Source organism: Ignavibacteria bacterium (assembly GCA_016873845.1).
Classification (GTDB): Bacteria; Bacteroidota; Ignavibacteria; order Ch128b; family Ch128b; genus JAHJVF01.
In genome coordinates this window covers 15,084-29,869 of the sequence record VGVX01000029.1, presented here as the reverse complement: position 1 = coordinate 29,869, position 14,786 = coordinate 15,084, and the positions used below count along the sequence as shown (strand labels likewise).

15 protein-coding genes and 1 tRNA gene are annotated in these 14,786 nt (G+C 36.1%); 5 read left to right on the top strand and 11 right to left on the bottom strand.

Annotated features, from left to right (window positions below; genetic code table 11):
* Positions 1–278: 278 nt before the first annotated feature.
* A complete protein-coding gene (locus FJ213_07245; GenBank protein MBM4175952.1) occupies positions 279–2,399 on the bottom strand; it encodes a helix-hairpin-helix domain-containing protein in 2,121 nt (706 codons plus the stop codon).
* Positions 2,400–2,402: 3 nt separating this feature from the next.
* Positions 2,403–3,227, bottom strand: a complete 825-nt coding sequence (locus tag FJ213_07240; protein MBM4175951.1) for a hypothetical protein — start codon at positions 3,225–3,227, stop codon at positions 2,403–2,405.
* A gap of 76 nt (positions 3,228–3,303) precedes the next feature.
* Between FJ213_07240 and FJ213_07235 the strand changes: the two genes are divergently transcribed.
* Together FJ213_07235 and FJ213_07230 are read left to right on the top strand one after the other, a co-directional pair.
* Positions 3,304–4,206, top strand: a complete 903-nt coding sequence (locus FJ213_07235) for a DUF4835 family protein (protein MBM4175950.1) — start codon at positions 3,304–3,306, stop codon at positions 4,204–4,206.
* A complete protein-coding gene (locus FJ213_07230; protein MBM4175949.1) occupies positions 4,184–4,705 on the top strand; it encodes a hypothetical protein in 522 nt (173 codons plus the stop codon). Before FJ213_07235 ends, FJ213_07230 begins: the two co-directional genes overlap by 23 nt.
* Here the strand turns inward: FJ213_07230 and FJ213_07225 are convergent, their stop codons facing one another.
* Genes FJ213_07225 through FJ213_07215 form a run of 3 tightly spaced genes read right to left on the bottom strand, consistent with a single transcriptional unit; the run spans position 4,706 to position 7,803 of the window.
* A complete protein-coding gene (locus tag FJ213_07225; GenBank protein ID MBM4175948.1) occupies positions 4,706–5,464 on the bottom strand; it encodes a septal ring lytic transglycosylase RlpA family protein in 759 nt (252 codons plus the stop codon).
* Positions 5,448–6,566: a hypothetical protein gene (locus tag FJ213_07220; GenBank protein MBM4175947.1), complete on the bottom strand. Its 1,119-nt coding sequence runs from the start codon at positions 6,564–6,566 to the stop codon at positions 5,448–5,450. Before FJ213_07220 ends, FJ213_07225 begins: the two co-directional genes overlap by 17 nt.
* A gap of 43 nt (positions 6,567–6,609) precedes the next feature.
* Positions 6,610–7,803, bottom strand: coding sequence for a pyridoxal phosphate-dependent aminotransferase family protein (locus FJ213_07215; GenBank protein MBM4175946.1), 1,194 nt, complete (start codon positions 7,801–7,803; stop codon positions 6,610–6,612).
* Between the two features lie 114 nt (positions 7,804–7,917).
* Here FJ213_07215 and FJ213_07210 point away from each other — a divergent pair, with 114 nt between their 5' ends.
* On the top strand, positions 7,918–8,913 hold the full coding sequence (locus FJ213_07210) for an NAD-dependent epimerase/dehydratase family protein (GenBank protein ID MBM4175945.1): 996 nt from the start codon (positions 7,918–7,920) through the stop codon (positions 8,911–8,913).
* A gap of 270 nt (positions 8,914–9,183) precedes the next feature.
* Here FJ213_07210 and FJ213_07205 read toward each other — a convergent pair whose 3' ends face one another.
* Complete coding sequence (locus FJ213_07205) at positions 9,184–9,594, bottom strand: hypothetical protein (protein ID MBM4175944.1); 411 nt, start codon at positions 9,592–9,594, stop codon at positions 9,184–9,186.
* Between the two features lie 160 nt (positions 9,595–9,754).
* On the opposite strand from FJ213_07205, the gene FJ213_07200 reads away from it, so the two are divergent.
* Together FJ213_07200 and FJ213_07195 are read left to right on the top strand one after the other, a co-directional pair.
* Positions 9,755–10,468: a hypothetical protein gene (locus FJ213_07200; protein MBM4175943.1), complete on the top strand. Its 714-nt coding sequence runs from the start codon at positions 9,755–9,757 to the stop codon at positions 10,466–10,468.
* A 249-nt stretch (positions 10,469–10,717) separates the two neighbouring features.
* A tRNA-Ala gene (locus tag FJ213_07195) sits at positions 10,718–10,793 on the top strand.
* A gap of 65 nt (positions 10,794–10,858) precedes the next feature.
* Here the strand turns inward: FJ213_07195 and FJ213_07190 are convergent.
* From FJ213_07190 to FJ213_07170, 5 genes are all read right to left on the bottom strand, one after another.
* Complete coding sequence (locus tag FJ213_07190; GenBank protein MBM4175942.1) at positions 10,859–11,215, bottom strand: STAS domain-containing protein; 357 nt, start codon at positions 11,213–11,215, stop codon at positions 10,859–10,861.
* Between the two features lie 111 nt (positions 11,216–11,326).
* Positions 11,327–12,202, bottom strand: a complete 876-nt coding sequence (locus FJ213_07185) for a tetratricopeptide repeat protein (protein ID MBM4175941.1) — start codon at positions 12,200–12,202, stop codon at positions 11,327–11,329.
* A gap of 5 nt (positions 12,203–12,207) precedes the next feature.
* Positions 12,208–13,263, bottom strand: a complete 1,056-nt coding sequence (locus tag FJ213_07180) for a hypothetical protein (protein MBM4175940.1) — start codon at positions 13,261–13,263, stop codon at positions 12,208–12,210.
* On the bottom strand, positions 13,260–14,003 hold the full coding sequence (locus FJ213_07175; GenBank protein MBM4175939.1) for an ATP-binding cassette domain-containing protein: 744 nt from the start codon (positions 14,001–14,003) through the stop codon (positions 13,260–13,262). Before FJ213_07175 ends, FJ213_07180 begins: the two co-directional genes overlap by 4 nt.
* Entirely contained in the window at positions 14,000–14,782 is a 783-nt protein-coding gene (locus FJ213_07170) for an ABC transporter permease (GenBank protein MBM4175938.1), read from the bottom strand. The genes FJ213_07175 and FJ213_07170 overlap by 4 nt, the downstream gene beginning before the upstream one ends.
* Positions 14,783–14,786: the final 4 nt, after the last annotated feature.

The following is a 14,786-nucleotide window of genomic DNA, read 5'->3' as shown; positions in this document are numbered from 1 at the left end:
CCGCATTTTAGCAAACGGACTTTCTTTTGTCAATAGCGAAGTAGTAAAAAGTTTCTAAAGTTCATAAAGTTGGAAAGTTCGCATGCAGAGGATAAACCCGCCTACACTGAAGCTTCGGCGGGTAAATTCATAAAGCTTCAAACTTAAATGAAAGATTAAATTGATTTTCATGAAGTGAACAACTTCAGTTTTAGTCCTATTAACAATTCACTATTAACGATCTTCGATCGACGCTTGCCCGCCCTGCTTACAACAGTAAACTCTGCGGGATTAACATTTTATAATCTGATCTCGATCTGCAGACTCAGCTTGTTATCCAAATTATTATTTATCTCAGAATCGCCGGAGCTTATCTTTTTTACGTCATCTCTGTAAGTCTCTGCATACTTAAAAGAAAGTGTGAGCATTCGCCAAATCTTATATTGAGCAACAACGTACCATCGCATTCCGCGTCCATATAATCCGGGATTATAAAGCACTCCAGTCAGATCGTTCTCAAATTCGTAAACGCGTGAGTCGTAGGTCTGCGTCTGGAAATAAATTATACGAGAACTTACTTTCAAATTACGGATAGGTTCAATTCGCACATCTCCAAAAACCAAATAACCGACTTCGTGCGGCTTAAGCTTTGTGTAATAAACGTCGACTATTTCCGTTCTAAATCTGACCCGTGCATTTGAAGTCAAAACCTTTTGCACTTCAAAGCGTAGATTCTGCTGAAGCCGATTTACTGAAAATCGCTGCGTTCGGTTGTATTCATCCAAACCTTTTTCGTTCAATTCTTTATTCTCGTGTTTATAACGGATTAAAAAAGTTGAACCCGAAAAAGTCGGCGAAACATACTCGGTCAAAAACTCATAACCTTTTGTGGGAGATTTATCGTATGTAAGAGGATACGGGAAATAGAAATGATCGTAATAAAAATTTACTCTGCCGTATCTTGTTGTGAGCTTAACGCCTGAATATATTCCGGTCTCGTTCCTGGTTGTGCCATTCCGTTCACCGAATCCGTATCCGTGTAAATTCAGAAAACGCGCTGGATAATTTCTAAACAAGATAACAAAATCGATTGCCCTTCCGATTCCGGACTGGAGTCCAACTATCGTAGCAAATACATTATTCTTATCGCGAGAGATCTCGCCGTAAATATTCAGCGTTTCAAAGTACGCATTAAAATCGAATGAAGTGTAATTGTATGAGTCCTCAAAACTCTTAAAGCTTGAGTTCAGAGCCAAAGAATTGTTGAACCTGCTCTGATAATGCATCAATCCGAAACCGACTCTTCTGCTCAGTTGATAATCGATCCTTCCTCCGAACATTTTTTCATTCGATTGATTTTTCTTAAGCTGTTCACTTTCAGAACGATGATAGCCATCTGTTGGGCGACTCGAAATAAATCCGGTCGATGTGTCTATATTTGCATCAAAAGTATTTGCAGAATAAAAAGCGTGGAATATAAAATCTGAATATTTGATTGAACCAGCCGCACCGCGGAAAAACTGATTTTCGTCTGAGCTTGTATAAGGAATAACACCGCTCCCCTTTTTCTTCATCGGATAGATTGCATCCGCACCTTTTGAAAAACCGATTTGCCGCCATAAAGTTAATCCCTGTCCGAATTCAAGAACATAATCTCCGGCGACAAAATTTTTAATCACACTAAAATTGTTAACGCTCAAATTCCCGCTGTAGAAATCGGTCAAACTTTTTTCTCCTGCATCTTTTTCGGCAAGCAGATTCAATTTGAAAGTTTTATCGTAAGCAAGCTTCATTCTTTGATATTGCTTGATAGGCGAGTCATAATATTTTCCGGTTGTAAATGCTTTTCTTCTTTGCAGATCCGAGGTTGTCCGTGAGCGGATTTCAATATCTGTCAACTGAGAAAAACTTTTTCTCTGGACTTCTTCCCAAGCGTTTTGTTCTTCATCAAATTTTGCGAAACGAGATTTATCGATTACCACATAGGGTTTAATTTTAGCGAAGAGCTCTTTTGTCATTCCCGGTACATTGTTCAATTCACCGATAGTATAATAACTCCCATATTGTCCGCGGTATTTGATTATGTCATCCGCCAATTGGGAATTGATAAAAGGGATTTTAGTTAGATCATCTATAGCTGCACGATTCACTTCAATCGGATTTTCGAGCAAATATTCAACCATTTCATAAGCTTGAGTATCTTCTGTGTCTTCAATTATCTCTTCGAAAATTTCCTCGAATTCATTCTGCACTGAAGTGTCAGTCGTATCAATAATTTGTCCAACCGAACTTGAAGGCATAAGCAAAAAAAGAAAACTGAAAAGCGAGAATGCATGTGCCCAAAACTTAGCTCTGCAGCGCGAGGAAATTCTAATTCCTAAATACGAATTTCTAATTATTAATGAGATGATTTTGAACATAGACTAAAACTTAAAATCTATTCCGAATAAATGAGTTAAGCCGAGATCAAGGTGCGATTGTACTGCATAGTTAATTTGAAAGATTGAATAGCTTACACCAAATCCTCCGGCAAATTTTGAAGGTGAATTATTGTAGCCAAAGCGCAAAGCAAACATTTCCAATAAATTATACTCAAGTCCAAATTTCAAATTGAAAGGGTAACGGACATCTTTTTCAATTTCAAATCCAAGTAAAATATTTTTCAGCGGCAGATATGAAAAACCTCCGCGGAATATTTGCGGAAGTTTATCTTTTGCCTCACCCCAAGCCGGTCGATTTAAGTTCACAACAGCAAATCCAACTTTCATTACATCACTTAGCTGTGCAAGGAAACCAATATCGATCCCAATGATATTATCGCTTCCATAATTTTGAATTGTTAGTGTATTGTATTTTACTCGAACTCCAGCATAAAAATTTGGAAAAAAGTTTTGCGCATAACTGAGCGAAAAAGAATTTTCTCTGTAAAGTTCAAATCCGTAAGTCTGAGCAGTGACTCCTATATTCCCAAATGAGAAAGGTTCAACATAGGCAATTGCACCTGTTGCAAATTCTTTCATCCCGAAAGGTGAAGGTGAATAAAAAGCACCTACTCCACGTGAAGTAAGTTGACCAATTCCGGCTGAATTGTAAAATGTACCCCAGTGGTCGTCTGCAATTGCACTAAAAGAATTTGCCATAGCATTTTGTCTAGCACCAGGCTGATTTTGTGCTTCCACAAAGCTGTAAAAGATAAAAATGGAACTAAGAATTATAAGATAAGTTAGAGATTTTGAAAGTGATATCACACGATTCCTATTGCAGTTTAAGTTGAAGCATAATATCCAAAATGATATATTAAATCAAGAAAATTGAATAAACCAAATGAACAAATTTTATAAAATATTATTTGCATCATTCTTCATTTTCGCCTCGATAGTTGATATTTCTAATGCACAAGAAATTCAGCTCACGGTGAATATGAACGTCGAACCGCTTGCTGTCCAGTATAAAGAAAATCTGGCTTCATTTAAGAATTTGATTGAAGATTATGTTAATAAAAATCGGTGGACGGGTATCAATTGGACAAGTCCAAAGATCCCGTTGAATATGTCAATACTCGTACGTTCGGCAAGTTCGTCAAATAGGTACAATGCACAGGTTGTGATTACAAGTCAGCGCCCAATTTTCAATTCGCAAAAAGTCTCGTTGATGCTAAAACACATGGACACCAATTGGGATTTCATTTATGACAAGAATCAAACTCTTTATTTTAATCCCAATATGTTCGATCCGTTGACAAGTTTTTTGGATTATTATGTATACATTGCGCTCGGATTTGATTTCGATTCCTACGAACCAGCAGGAGGCACGGCATATTTTACAAAAGCTTTATCAATTGCAAATCAAGGCGCATCATCGAGTTTTTCAGCCGGCTGGCAGAAGGGGGAAACAACTTTTTCACGATCTGATTTCGTTTCTGAAATTCTCAATGAAAAATTTCAAGATTTTCGCAAGAGTTATTTTGAATACCATTACGATGGTTTAGACCTGCAGTCTGAAGAACCCCAAGCACCAGCCTCGCAACTTATGAACTTTATCAAAACTATTGAAGAACTAAGAGCGAAAGTATTTTCTAGAAGCACATTGCTTCGTGTATTTTTTGATACTAAATATTTAGAATTTTGTGAAGTCCTCGCAAACTATCGTGATAAAAACATATTTGAATCACTTAAAAAAATTGATCCTGCTCACATTTCGGCATATGATGAACATAAAAAAAAGTAATCTACTCGTCTTTTCACTTTTTATATTTTTAATAATCCAATTCAATTATGCTAATGCTCAAGATGATTGGCAAATTTATTCTGCAGATTATCTCAACATTGTTTTTTCTCTCCCTTCAAACTGGGACGTTGACTTAAAACAGGATGAAGTTTTTGCAGTAAGCACCGATAACTTGATCGGATTTTTATTATTTCGCCCATCGGCTGGATTACAGCCGGAAGATTTCGTGTTGGAAATCAAAAAAAGAATTCCATTTGAAACTTTCGATCTGTTCATTAAGAATGAAGAGGTGAAAGTGAATAATTTTGCAGCTTTGCTTTCAGAAGGATCCGGATATGCAGTAGAATTTGATGAACAAATCTACTTTTTCATAGTCGTTGTGCGCGATCCAATGAGACCGTTAGTTGCATTCACTTTTTGCGTAGCGGATGATCTGATTCGTAATGAAAAAACGATGAAAGAAATTTTGATGAGTTTCAGTAAAATTCACGAGAGATAATTAACGAAGGGTTAGGACGAAACATCCTGGATGATGATTCTGGATCTGACTTTTTCTCCTTTCAGCTTCATCCCGACTCCTAAACAGACCGACTACAATTCTGTACTTACCATTGTCAGCATATTGAATAAATAACTCATTTGACGGAATATCATCAGTCTGCTCGAGAAAAAGCTTTGCACTTCGAAGATCCGAATAACTTGCGAGCTGGATCACAAATCCTGAAGCATTAACTCTTTGCATTTCCGAATTATATAGTCCATAATTTGAAATTGTCCCAACTGTGGATCGTTCGATCGGTTTTGATCGGAATCGCAAATAGATCTCATCCGACTCCAATTCTGGGATGGATACATTTGACTTATCATCGTTTGATTCAATCGGAGGATTTACAATTTCCAAGTGGACATAAATTGATCCGGGTCCGAGCATCCCCAAAATTTTACCTGCAGCAAAAGACATATCGATGATTCTGTTTCGTGCAAATGGGCCGCGGTCGTTAATTCTAACAGTTACTGTTTTGCCGTTGGCGACATTAGTTACTTTTAACCAAGTGTTGAACGGAAGATAAGGATGTGCGGCGGTCAATTTATGCATGTCATAAATCTCACCGTTGGAGGTTCTCCGTCCGTGAAAATCATCTGCGTAGTAAGAAGCAAATCCTTCTGCCTCATGCAGAACTTGAGGAAAACTTGTTTCAAAGAATAGAAATAAAAAAAATAATAAGCTTTGTACAGTAATCTTATAAATGAATTTCATAGATTCTGTACTTCTTGTACAATTCGCCTTCCATCAATTGCGCACCGCGATTCATCATTTCGTTGTCTTCAAGCACCCAGCCGGCCTCGCCAAGATCAATTCCAAGTTTATGTGCCCGGTGAACAATTTCATAGTACAATACTGCATCTAATCCTCTTTTCTGATACTCCGGAATAACGCCGAGAGTAAGTACCCTAGCCCAATTGATCTTTTTCTTTTGAGTTAAAAGTTTTATAAATCCGAACGGGAAAAGATGTCCATTTAACTTTTTGAAGATTTGATTGTAATCCGGCATAGTCAAAGAAAAGCCGACGACTTGTCCATTAATTTCACCAAAAAGGACAAGTTCCGGTACAACCAGCATTTTTAAATCTTTTGCCATTGCATCAATTTCTTGATCGGTCATAGGAACAAATCCCCAATTTGGCGCCCATGCTTTGTTGTAGACATGTTTTACTTTTTTTAGTTCCTCATCGAAATTTTTCATGTCCAATTGTGTGATTTTCAGATTATATCTTTTTTTTGCAACCTCCTGAACACGAGCTATTTTTTCTACAGTAGTGACTTTGTTATAATCAAGCTTGTAGGCATACAGGTCTTTTGCCTTCTTTAAGCCATATCCTTCGCAAAGTTCCATATAGTATTCAGGATTATATGTCATTAGTAAAACAGGCGGATATTGAAATCCCTCAATAAGTAATCCGTATTCATCATTACTCGATGGATTTGCAGGCCCGCGCATCTCTGTTAATCCTTTTGATTTTAGCCAATCCGCTGCAGTTTTAAATAGTGCATTTGCAACTTCCTGATCGTTGACCGATTCGAAGAATCCAAAAAATCCTACTTTCTCGTTATGAACACTATTATGAATATCATTTTTAATGGCAGCTATCCGTCCAACAAGCTCACTGTTTCTCTCTGCGAGAAACATTTCCATTTCAGCATGCTGAAAGAATGGATTTTTCTTTTTGTTTAATAGTTTAACTCTATCCATAATAAGAGGCGGAACCCAGTTCGGATGATTGTCATAAAACTTCCACTGAAGCTTAATGAATTTCATTAGATCTGATTTTGATTCAACTCTTCGAATTTTTACAGACATTTAAGCCCTCTTAGTTTAAAGTATTTTGTATTTGAAAGTGTAATTAACTTATTACTCCAAGTTCCTTACCGATCACACTAAAAATTTCTATGATTTTATTTAAATGTTCATCTTCATGTGTTGCCATATAGCTTGTTCTAAGCATTGCCATATTTGCTGGAACTCCGGGTGAAACAAATGCATTTACGAAAACTCCTGCATCGTAAAGTTTACGCCAGAAGATGAACGTTTTCATATCATCTCCAATTATTACAGGAACTATCCCCGATGTGCTTTCGATAATGTTAAATCCAAGATTTTTGAATCCTTCTTGAATTTTTTTCGAGTTGGCTTGAAGCCGATCGATTCTCTCAGGTTCTTGCTCTAAGAGATCAAGAGCCGCCAAAGCCGCAGCAACTGATGGAGGGGTTGGGCTTGCACTAAAAATTAATGCAGGCGAATGATGTTTTATATAATTTATTACTTTGCTTTCTCCAGTTACGAAACCGCCAAGTGAAGCGAATGTTTTACTGAACGTTCCCATTGTCATATCAACTTCATCTATCATTCCGAAGTGGCTTGCCGTCCCGCGTCCCCCTTCACCGATTACTCCAACTGAATGGGCATCATCAAGAAGTATTCTTGCATTGTACGCTTTAGCGAGTTCAACGATTTTTGGTACATCGGCAATTGTTCCAGTAGTACTGAAAATACCATCACTGATAATCAATTTGGGTGCATCTTTCGGCAGCTTAGCTAAAACCTTTTCTAAATCTTTCATGTCGTTATGCTTGTATCGTTCGAAACCTGCAGTCATGGCTTTTCCAATCAAGTTTCCCGATACAATACTTGCGTGATTATCTTTATCTGAAACAATATATTCGCCGCGCTGAACCAAAACCGGTATTACTCCCTGTGCAGCTTGAAAACCAGTACTGAAAAGAAGTACATCTTCCTTTTTCATGAACTTAGCTAATCGTTTTTCCAGCTCAATGTGCAAATCAAGAGTTCCAGTCAGGTATCGTGAACCTGAGCATCCCGTCCCGTATTTTTTTACAGCTTCAAGCGCAGCTTCTTTTACTTTTGGGTGAGCGGTCAAACCGAGATAATTATTTGAGCCTGCCATAATTATTTTTCTGCCTTCAATCTGAACAACAGGACCCTCATTTTCTTCAATAGCTCTAAAATACGGATAGTAACCTAATGCCTTGACCTCGTCAGCGCGTGTAAAACTGTAACATTTTTCGAATAAATCCACTTGTACTCCTTAATAATTCAATATAATTTTTGTTTCGAATGCAATTGTTAATTAAATTCGTCGAAAAATAACTTCAAACTAAAGAAATGTCAATAAATATCTGAACTCAAAATAATGAAAAATCAGCCAATAGCACTCGTAACCGGAGCCAGTGGATTTGTAGGGAGTCATCTAGTAGATCTACTTATATCGAAAAACTATAAAGTTAAAGTAATTGCAAGAAGAGGAAGCAGCTTAAGATGGGTGAAAGATCAGCCGATTGAAATTGTGAATTGTAATTATGATGACATGAACGGATTGAAGAATGCCGTTTCAGATTGTGATTACATTTTTCATGTAGCCGGTGTAATCAAATCAAAAACTAAAGAGGGCTATTATGAAGGAAATCAAAAAGTTACAAGAAATCTATTAAATGCAGTAAAATTTTCGAATCCAACTCTTAAGCGGTTCGTTCATGTGAGTTCACAGGCAGCAGTTGGTCCAAGCTCAACAAGAGAGCCAATCCATGAAGATACCGAATTTAATCCAGTAACGACTTATGGACGATCAAAAATGGCCGCAGAGAAGGAAGTACTATCTGAAAAAGAAAATCTACCGATTACAATTTGCCGTCCACCGGCAGTTTATGGTCCGAGAGATCCGGAAATATTAATTTTTTTCCAAACGATTTCAAAAGGATTGCAGCCAATGATCGGATTTGATGAGAAAAATATTTCATTGGTCCATGTATCCGACCTTGTACGAGGGATATTACTAGCAGCAGAGAATGAAAATTCGCATGGAAAAACTTACTTCATTGCAGATGAAAAGTATTATAATTGGAAAGATGTCGGTGAACTTGCGTCTCGATTATTGAATAAAAAAGTTATGAGAATAAGAATTCCGCATGTTATTGTATTTATAGTTGCAGCGATTTCACAATTTTTTAGTTATTTCAGAAAAGAAGCAACAATTTTGAATCTTGAGAAAGCAAATGAAATGATCCAGCAGAATTGGACTTGCAGTGTTCAAAATGCAATGAAAGATTTTGGCTTTAGGCAGCAAATAGATTTAGAAACAGGCTTCAAGGAGACAATCGATTGGTACAAAAAAATTGGATGGCTGAAATAATGTAAATTGGAAAATGGAAAGTGTAACATGTAATCTGAAAATATTTAATTCTTAATTTTATTTACTGAAGTTACGCAGAATGGTCTTATTGTCATGTTGAGTCCCGAGGAATCGGGACGAAACATCTAAAAAACGATGATATTTGCATAATTAGATTCTTCATCCGTCAGTAGACGGATTCAGAATGGCTGTTTTGCGTAACTTCAGTTATTTATCAATCCTCCATCATCCATTCTCAATCTTGTCTGTCGTCAGTCAAGTTCCCAATTCTCAATTATTCTTCGCTCCTTCTTTCACCCAAGTTCGAATTGCGGTGATTTGATTTTTTGTGAGAGGCCATCTTCCAGGCGGAGGCATCGGATTTGTTGTTTTTCCTTCGACAGCAAGGACTAATTTACTCGCATCAGGATTTCCAGGGAACACAACTAAAAAATTTGAAGTTGTATTGAGCCAAGTCGTTAAACCCAATCCGCCTTGTTTGCTGGCATCATCATGACATCCAGAAAGCGCACACTTAGAGTTAAAGACTGGTTGAATATGCTCTGCGTATGAAACATTTGAGCTTGGAATAATTACATCATCAACTTTTACCCCTTCATCCTCGCATGCAGAATGAAGTATTGGCATTGAAACGATTACGAGCACTATAAGAATTTTATTCAAATCAATTAAGCCTTTCATTTGTTCATGCAAGTTATAATTTATTGGAAGAATATGAAATGAAGTTTTAATTGTGATGTTTATTTGAGTTTTCTAATTATAAAAGATCGAGGTTGAAGAAATAATTGCTTGAAGTTTAAGTATCGATAGATTAATATTCGGTAAAATTCATGGGAGTTAGATGTCGAATTCAAAGCATGAACCAGAAATAAAATTTCAATATACTTTCGAATTCCCTGATGGAAGAAAAAAAGAGTTTGATGTTCATGTCCATCGTGATACGATGGGAATAATTAGCCCAGTAAAAAGAGATATTCCGGACTGGGCGAAACTTACGGAATTCAAGTGCGAACACTGTCCGTTAGATGAACACGAAATTTATTATTGCCCATTAGCACTCAATTTGATCGATATTCTGGACGCTTTCAACGATGAACTTTCTTACGAAATGGTCGACATCACTGTGAAAACAACAAATAGAGATTATCATAAGAAAACTGCACTTCAAGTTGGTATTAGCAGTTTGCTTGGAATAATGATGGTCACCTCCGGCTGCCCAATAATTGGCAAATTGAAACCGCTTCTCTACTTTCATCTGCCATTTGCTACATTAGAAGAGACTCAAGTTCGTGCATTCTCAATTTATCTGCTTGCACAGCATCTTAAGAAAAAAAGAAATGAAGTGCCTGATTGGGAGATGAAAAATCTTGAAAAGATTTATGATGACATTAGAATCTTAAATCATAATGTTTCAAAAAAAATTGTTAATCTATCCAATAAAGATGCAAGTATAAATTCGCTGGTGATTTTGAATAATTTTGCCGACTATGTGATGATGACATTAAGCGATAAAACTATTGACGAACTCGAATATCGCTTATCTGAATTTTTCTAATCAGGTCTTCTTAGAGCGTTTGATTTTCAATAATGATACAGATATATTTGAATTGAAAAATTATTTTGTTCTTTCAATTTATTGGGGATATAGCTCATCCGTTAGCTAACGGAGGGAGAGCGTATTCCAGTTTGCTCGATGGATTGAATTTTGTTTTTTACATAATGGGGATATAGCTCATCCGTTAGCTAACGGAGGGAGAGCGTATTCCAGTTTGCTCGATGGATTGAATTTTGTTTTTTACATAATGGGGATATAGCTCAGCTGGGAGAGCGTCTGAATGGCATTCAGAAGGTCAGGGGTTCGACTCCCCTTATCTCCACAAAAAAAAGCGACATTAGTCGCTTTTTAATTTAAGGGAAAAATTAAGAAATTCGCTTCAGATGAAAATTATTCAAAGCTTTTTAATGCTTCCTCGCGATTATTAAATATCTCGAATAATTTATCTAGTTGAGTTAGAATGAATCGATCATAGACAACTGCATTTGTTACCAAAACTTTTATAGTACCTTTTCTTTGCATGGTCTCTTTATATGCATAGACGATTGCTCCGAGGAATGAACTTTCAACCAACTCGACTTCTGAAAGATCAATCAATAAAATGTTGCGCCCCTCTTCAGCTATCAGCTTGTTTAACAATTCTTTAAGAGATGCCGCGATTTCAACAGTTGTTCTTTTAGTCTTAGACTTTAAAATAGATACATTAGTGAGGTTTTGGACTTCAAATAAGTTGGTTAAATCTTCCATTTCATGTTTGCTTTCTATTTTGTCAATCGTAATCTAATAAAATATTATTTAAACTTAAATCGGATTGAACAGTGTGTAACACAAAGTCAATTGCGGTTTGATAAACCAGCCTCATTTCCCACTATGTTTCATTTCTTTAATAATTGATCTAATCCTCTCGACTCCAGATGAATCTTTAAGCACTTCATATACATCCGCTGCACGATAAAGATATTCCAATGATTTGTCAAAGTTCAGTAATTCTTTATTGACTAATCCAAGTTGAAATAGATTATCGCCTATACTTCTGTAGTCACCGGTTTGCTTTGACAAACTCAATCCTTCTAAAAAATGTTTTTCAGCTGCTGTAAACTCTTTTTCACTCAAACGGACAGTACCGAGAGTAAAATTAATAAATTCAATATCTGAAATTTCCAGACTCAGAAAAGCTTCTTCCTCTTGCTCTATCAAGTGAAGTGCTTGTGTTAATGTCCGTAACTCCTTCGAATAATCTTGCGACATTAATTGCAGTGCTTTAATACGATATGTTGTCATAAGAAGAAAAACACGGTTTGAATACTTTTCAATCTTTGAAGTTTCGGTTAATTGCTTAACATTATCAAAATCTTTTTTTGATAAGAAAAACTCTATACGCAGAAGTTCATAATTTTCATTTAAATCATTTGAAACGTTTCCAGCAGCTCTCACGCTATTCAGCAGAATTTCAGCACGTTCATAATCTGACAGCAAAATCAAAGCTTTAATCATACTAATAGTCGACTTGAATTTCCCTTCAACATCATCTATGAGTGCGAATTGATCAAACGCTTGTTTATAAATTCCCAATGCAGATTCCATCTTATTAGATTTCATCAATTGGTTTGCAGATTCCATCAGACTATTCCCATGCTGAATTTCAGGTAAAGAGTCATTCTGTTCGTGTTTCGAAGATGAACAAGCCATTAAGCATAACAACACAAGAAAAGAAATATATTTTGTAAATATCATTTTCATCACCTGTTCAAGTTCATTAATCTAATTCTCTCACCAGGTAAATTAATTTTGTTTTCTTGGGTACTCTTTGAACCAAAAAAACTTTTGTTAATTCCATCAAAGAATTTTTGCGCTTGATTCAAAGTTCGGTTCAGCTCGATAATTGTTAAAGACATATTTGCCGATTGGGAGTTAATGTAATCTGCGAAGGTTTTCATTTCGTTCGTCAATTCACCCAAACTTGTGATAGTCTTGCCAAGCGGGCGTAAAACTTGGTCTCCGGAAGGATCTATTGCTTTTTCAATTAGTCCTTCAGGCTTGCTGTAATTGGCGATTAATGTATCTACTCGCTGAAAAGCAAGGGTTATCGACTTTGCGGTTTCATTCAGACTGAGAGCTAAAGTCGAAATATTTTGAATCGAGCTTTGAATTGGACTTAGTCTTTCGTCTTTTGTAAAGGAAAGATTACTGTTAAGATTTTGTATCAGAGATTTCATCTCTTCAGATGCATCGGCGATGTTCACAAGCGTTCTGAATATCGCCCCCTCATCCGCATTATGATCAGAATTCAATGCAGTTGAAAAGTTTTTTAGATTCTCAACAAATGTTGAAAGAGCATCTCCCGACTTGGTCACCTCTTTTGTAAATAACAGATACTCTCCCTCCGGAACTTGAACATCCGGGATCAGTGAACCTTCTTTCAGCTGCTGCGACGAACTTCTCCCCTGAATAAATTGAATTGTACTCGCACCCGTAATCGGATTGAGACTTTTTTGAAGAGCTGAATTCAGTACAATTTTGCTCCTGTAGACACTGAACACTTCGAATTCTGCCACAACATAATTATCTACAGTCAGTTCAAAATTCGTTATGTTCCCAATGTTGAATCCCTTAAAATAAACCGGTGTCAATCCCGTTAATCCCTGAGCGTCAAGAAATTTTGCTTTATAAATAAGTTTCTTCTCCAAAACCTTCTGACTTATGATCATGAATGTGACAGCCGAAACTATAAGTAATCCGGCTATAAGAATAAAAACCGTCACAAAATGTTTGCTGTATTTATATTTTAATTTCATATCACCTCACCTGCAATGTTTCTTATAATATTTCTTATCGCGGGCGACTCCTCTTTTATCAAAATCTTCCAGCTGCCTTGAATAATTGATTTGTCATCACTGATAACATAACAAATATTTGCCGAATCGTACAGTGATTTATCAATAGGATTATAAAATATTTGAGTGACTGATTTTTCTTTCTGATAGCTCAGGATTTTCTGTTCTATGAACTCTTTCTGCCGAATATTTAAAAAATCGAAGGGATTATTATAAATAATAACAGACGGCTCTATTAAAAAAGCACGAACAAACAATACAAGCTTTTTTTGAGATGATGTTAAAACAGCAGGCCTCTCGTTCAATATTTTTTCTTCTAAGCCGAATTCAACCATCAGTGAAAATATTTTTTCATATTTTTTTACTTTACTTAAATCAGGATAAAAATAATCCAATGGGAGGATAAAATTCTCGAGCAATGAAAGATTCGATATCAATCCACCCGAATGAAATACATATGAAATCTGCTTTCTCAAATTCCGGATTTCATTAGTTGGAGCGTTAAAAATGTCAACATTGTTTAGATAGACCCCTCCATCATCTGGGGGAATTATACCGCTGATCATTCTAAACATGTATTGGATGAACTCATAATCATCACTTAAAATTCCGATTAGCTGTTTGCTTTCAAATTCAATTGAAAGATTTTCAATTATCTTATGATCAATGGAGCTTAAATTTATGTTTTTAAGATTAATCATTCGACGAGTAAATAAAATACGATCGTAACTAAAATGTTAAAAACAACTATCCAGCTAAAAGATCTGACAACTGTTTTAATGGTCCTTTGCGGAACTTCCGTTGTTGCTAGAGTTACACTCAATCCTTGAAAACATGAAATGGTCGAGATTATTATTCCAAAGACTATTGTTTTAATAACCAATAGAATTACATCCAAAAACCTAATTTCAAGAGCAATGTTTTGAATAAATAAGGAGAGATTTATCGGTGTGAAAAAGAGAGATAAGAACCATACTCCAAACAATGCAGTAAAAATAAAATAGACCGTCAAAAAGCTAACAGAGATTACAACTCCAATAATCCTTGGTACAACTAGATATGAAATTGGGGTTATTCCAAATGAAAGGAGTGCGTCGATCTCTTTATTTACGACCATATTTCCGAGTTCAGTCGAGATGGCGGTTCCTGATCTTGCCACAACAATAATTGCTGTCAGCAAAGCACCAAGCTCTTTCACAACCATACTAACAAGAATTGTATAAAATATTTTACTCTGACTAAATGTCGAAATGATCGAATTTCCTTGGAGCAAAATTGTACTCCCTATTACGAATGCAATCAATGAAACGATCCAGAGTGCCTGTACGCCCGTAAAAAATATCTGCCTTACAACAACTAAATAGCTTGCTTTCCTATGTTTGTACGAAATTACAAACTCATGAATTACTTCAAAAAGAAATTGGATAAACTCAATAAATCGCGGAGATATTTTTTGTGATACTAAATTGAAAGCCACTATATAA

Excerpts from the sequence above, each read along its gene's own strand:
- FJ213_07245 (MBM4175952.1), bottom strand. The coding sequence starts at position 2,399 with ATGTTCAAAATCATCTCATTAATAATTAGAAATTCGTATTTAGGAATT.
- FJ213_07235 (MBM4175950.1), top strand. The coding sequence starts at position 3,304 with ATGAACAAATTTTATAAAATATTATTTGCATCATTCTTCATTTTCGCC.
- FJ213_07230 (MBM4175949.1), top strand. The coding sequence starts at position 4,184 with ATGATGAACATAAAAAAAAGTAATCTACTCGTCTTTTCACTTTTTATA.
- FJ213_07225 (MBM4175948.1), bottom strand. The coding sequence starts at position 5,464 with ATGAAATTCATTTATAAGATTACTGTACAAAGCTTATTATTTTTTTTA.
- FJ213_07220 (MBM4175947.1), bottom strand. The coding sequence starts at position 6,566 with ATGTCTGTAAAAATTCGAAGAGTTGAATCAAAATCAGATCTAATGAAA.
- FJ213_07210 (MBM4175945.1), top strand. The coding sequence starts at position 7,918 with ATGAAAAATCAGCCAATAGCACTCGTAACCGGAGCCAGTGGATTTGTA.
- FJ213_07205 (MBM4175944.1), bottom strand. The coding sequence starts at position 9,594 with ATGAAAGGCTTAATTGATTTGAATAAAATTCTTATAGTGCTCGTAATC.
- FJ213_07200 (MBM4175943.1), top strand. The coding sequence starts at position 9,755 with ATGTCGAATTCAAAGCATGAACCAGAAATAAAATTTCAATATACTTTC.
- FJ213_07190 (MBM4175942.1), bottom strand. The coding sequence starts at position 11,215 with ATGGAAGATTTAACCAACTTATTTGAAGTCCAAAACCTCACTAATGTA.
- FJ213_07185 (MBM4175941.1), bottom strand. The coding sequence starts at position 12,202 with ATGATATTTACAAAATATATTTCTTTTCTTGTGTTGTTATGCTTAATG.
- FJ213_07180 (MBM4175940.1), bottom strand. The coding sequence starts at position 13,263 with ATGAAATTAAAATATAAATACAGCAAACATTTTGTGACGGTTTTTATT.
- FJ213_07175 (MBM4175939.1), bottom strand. The coding sequence starts at position 14,003 with ATGATTAATCTTAAAAACATAAATTTAAGCTCCATTGATCATAAGATA.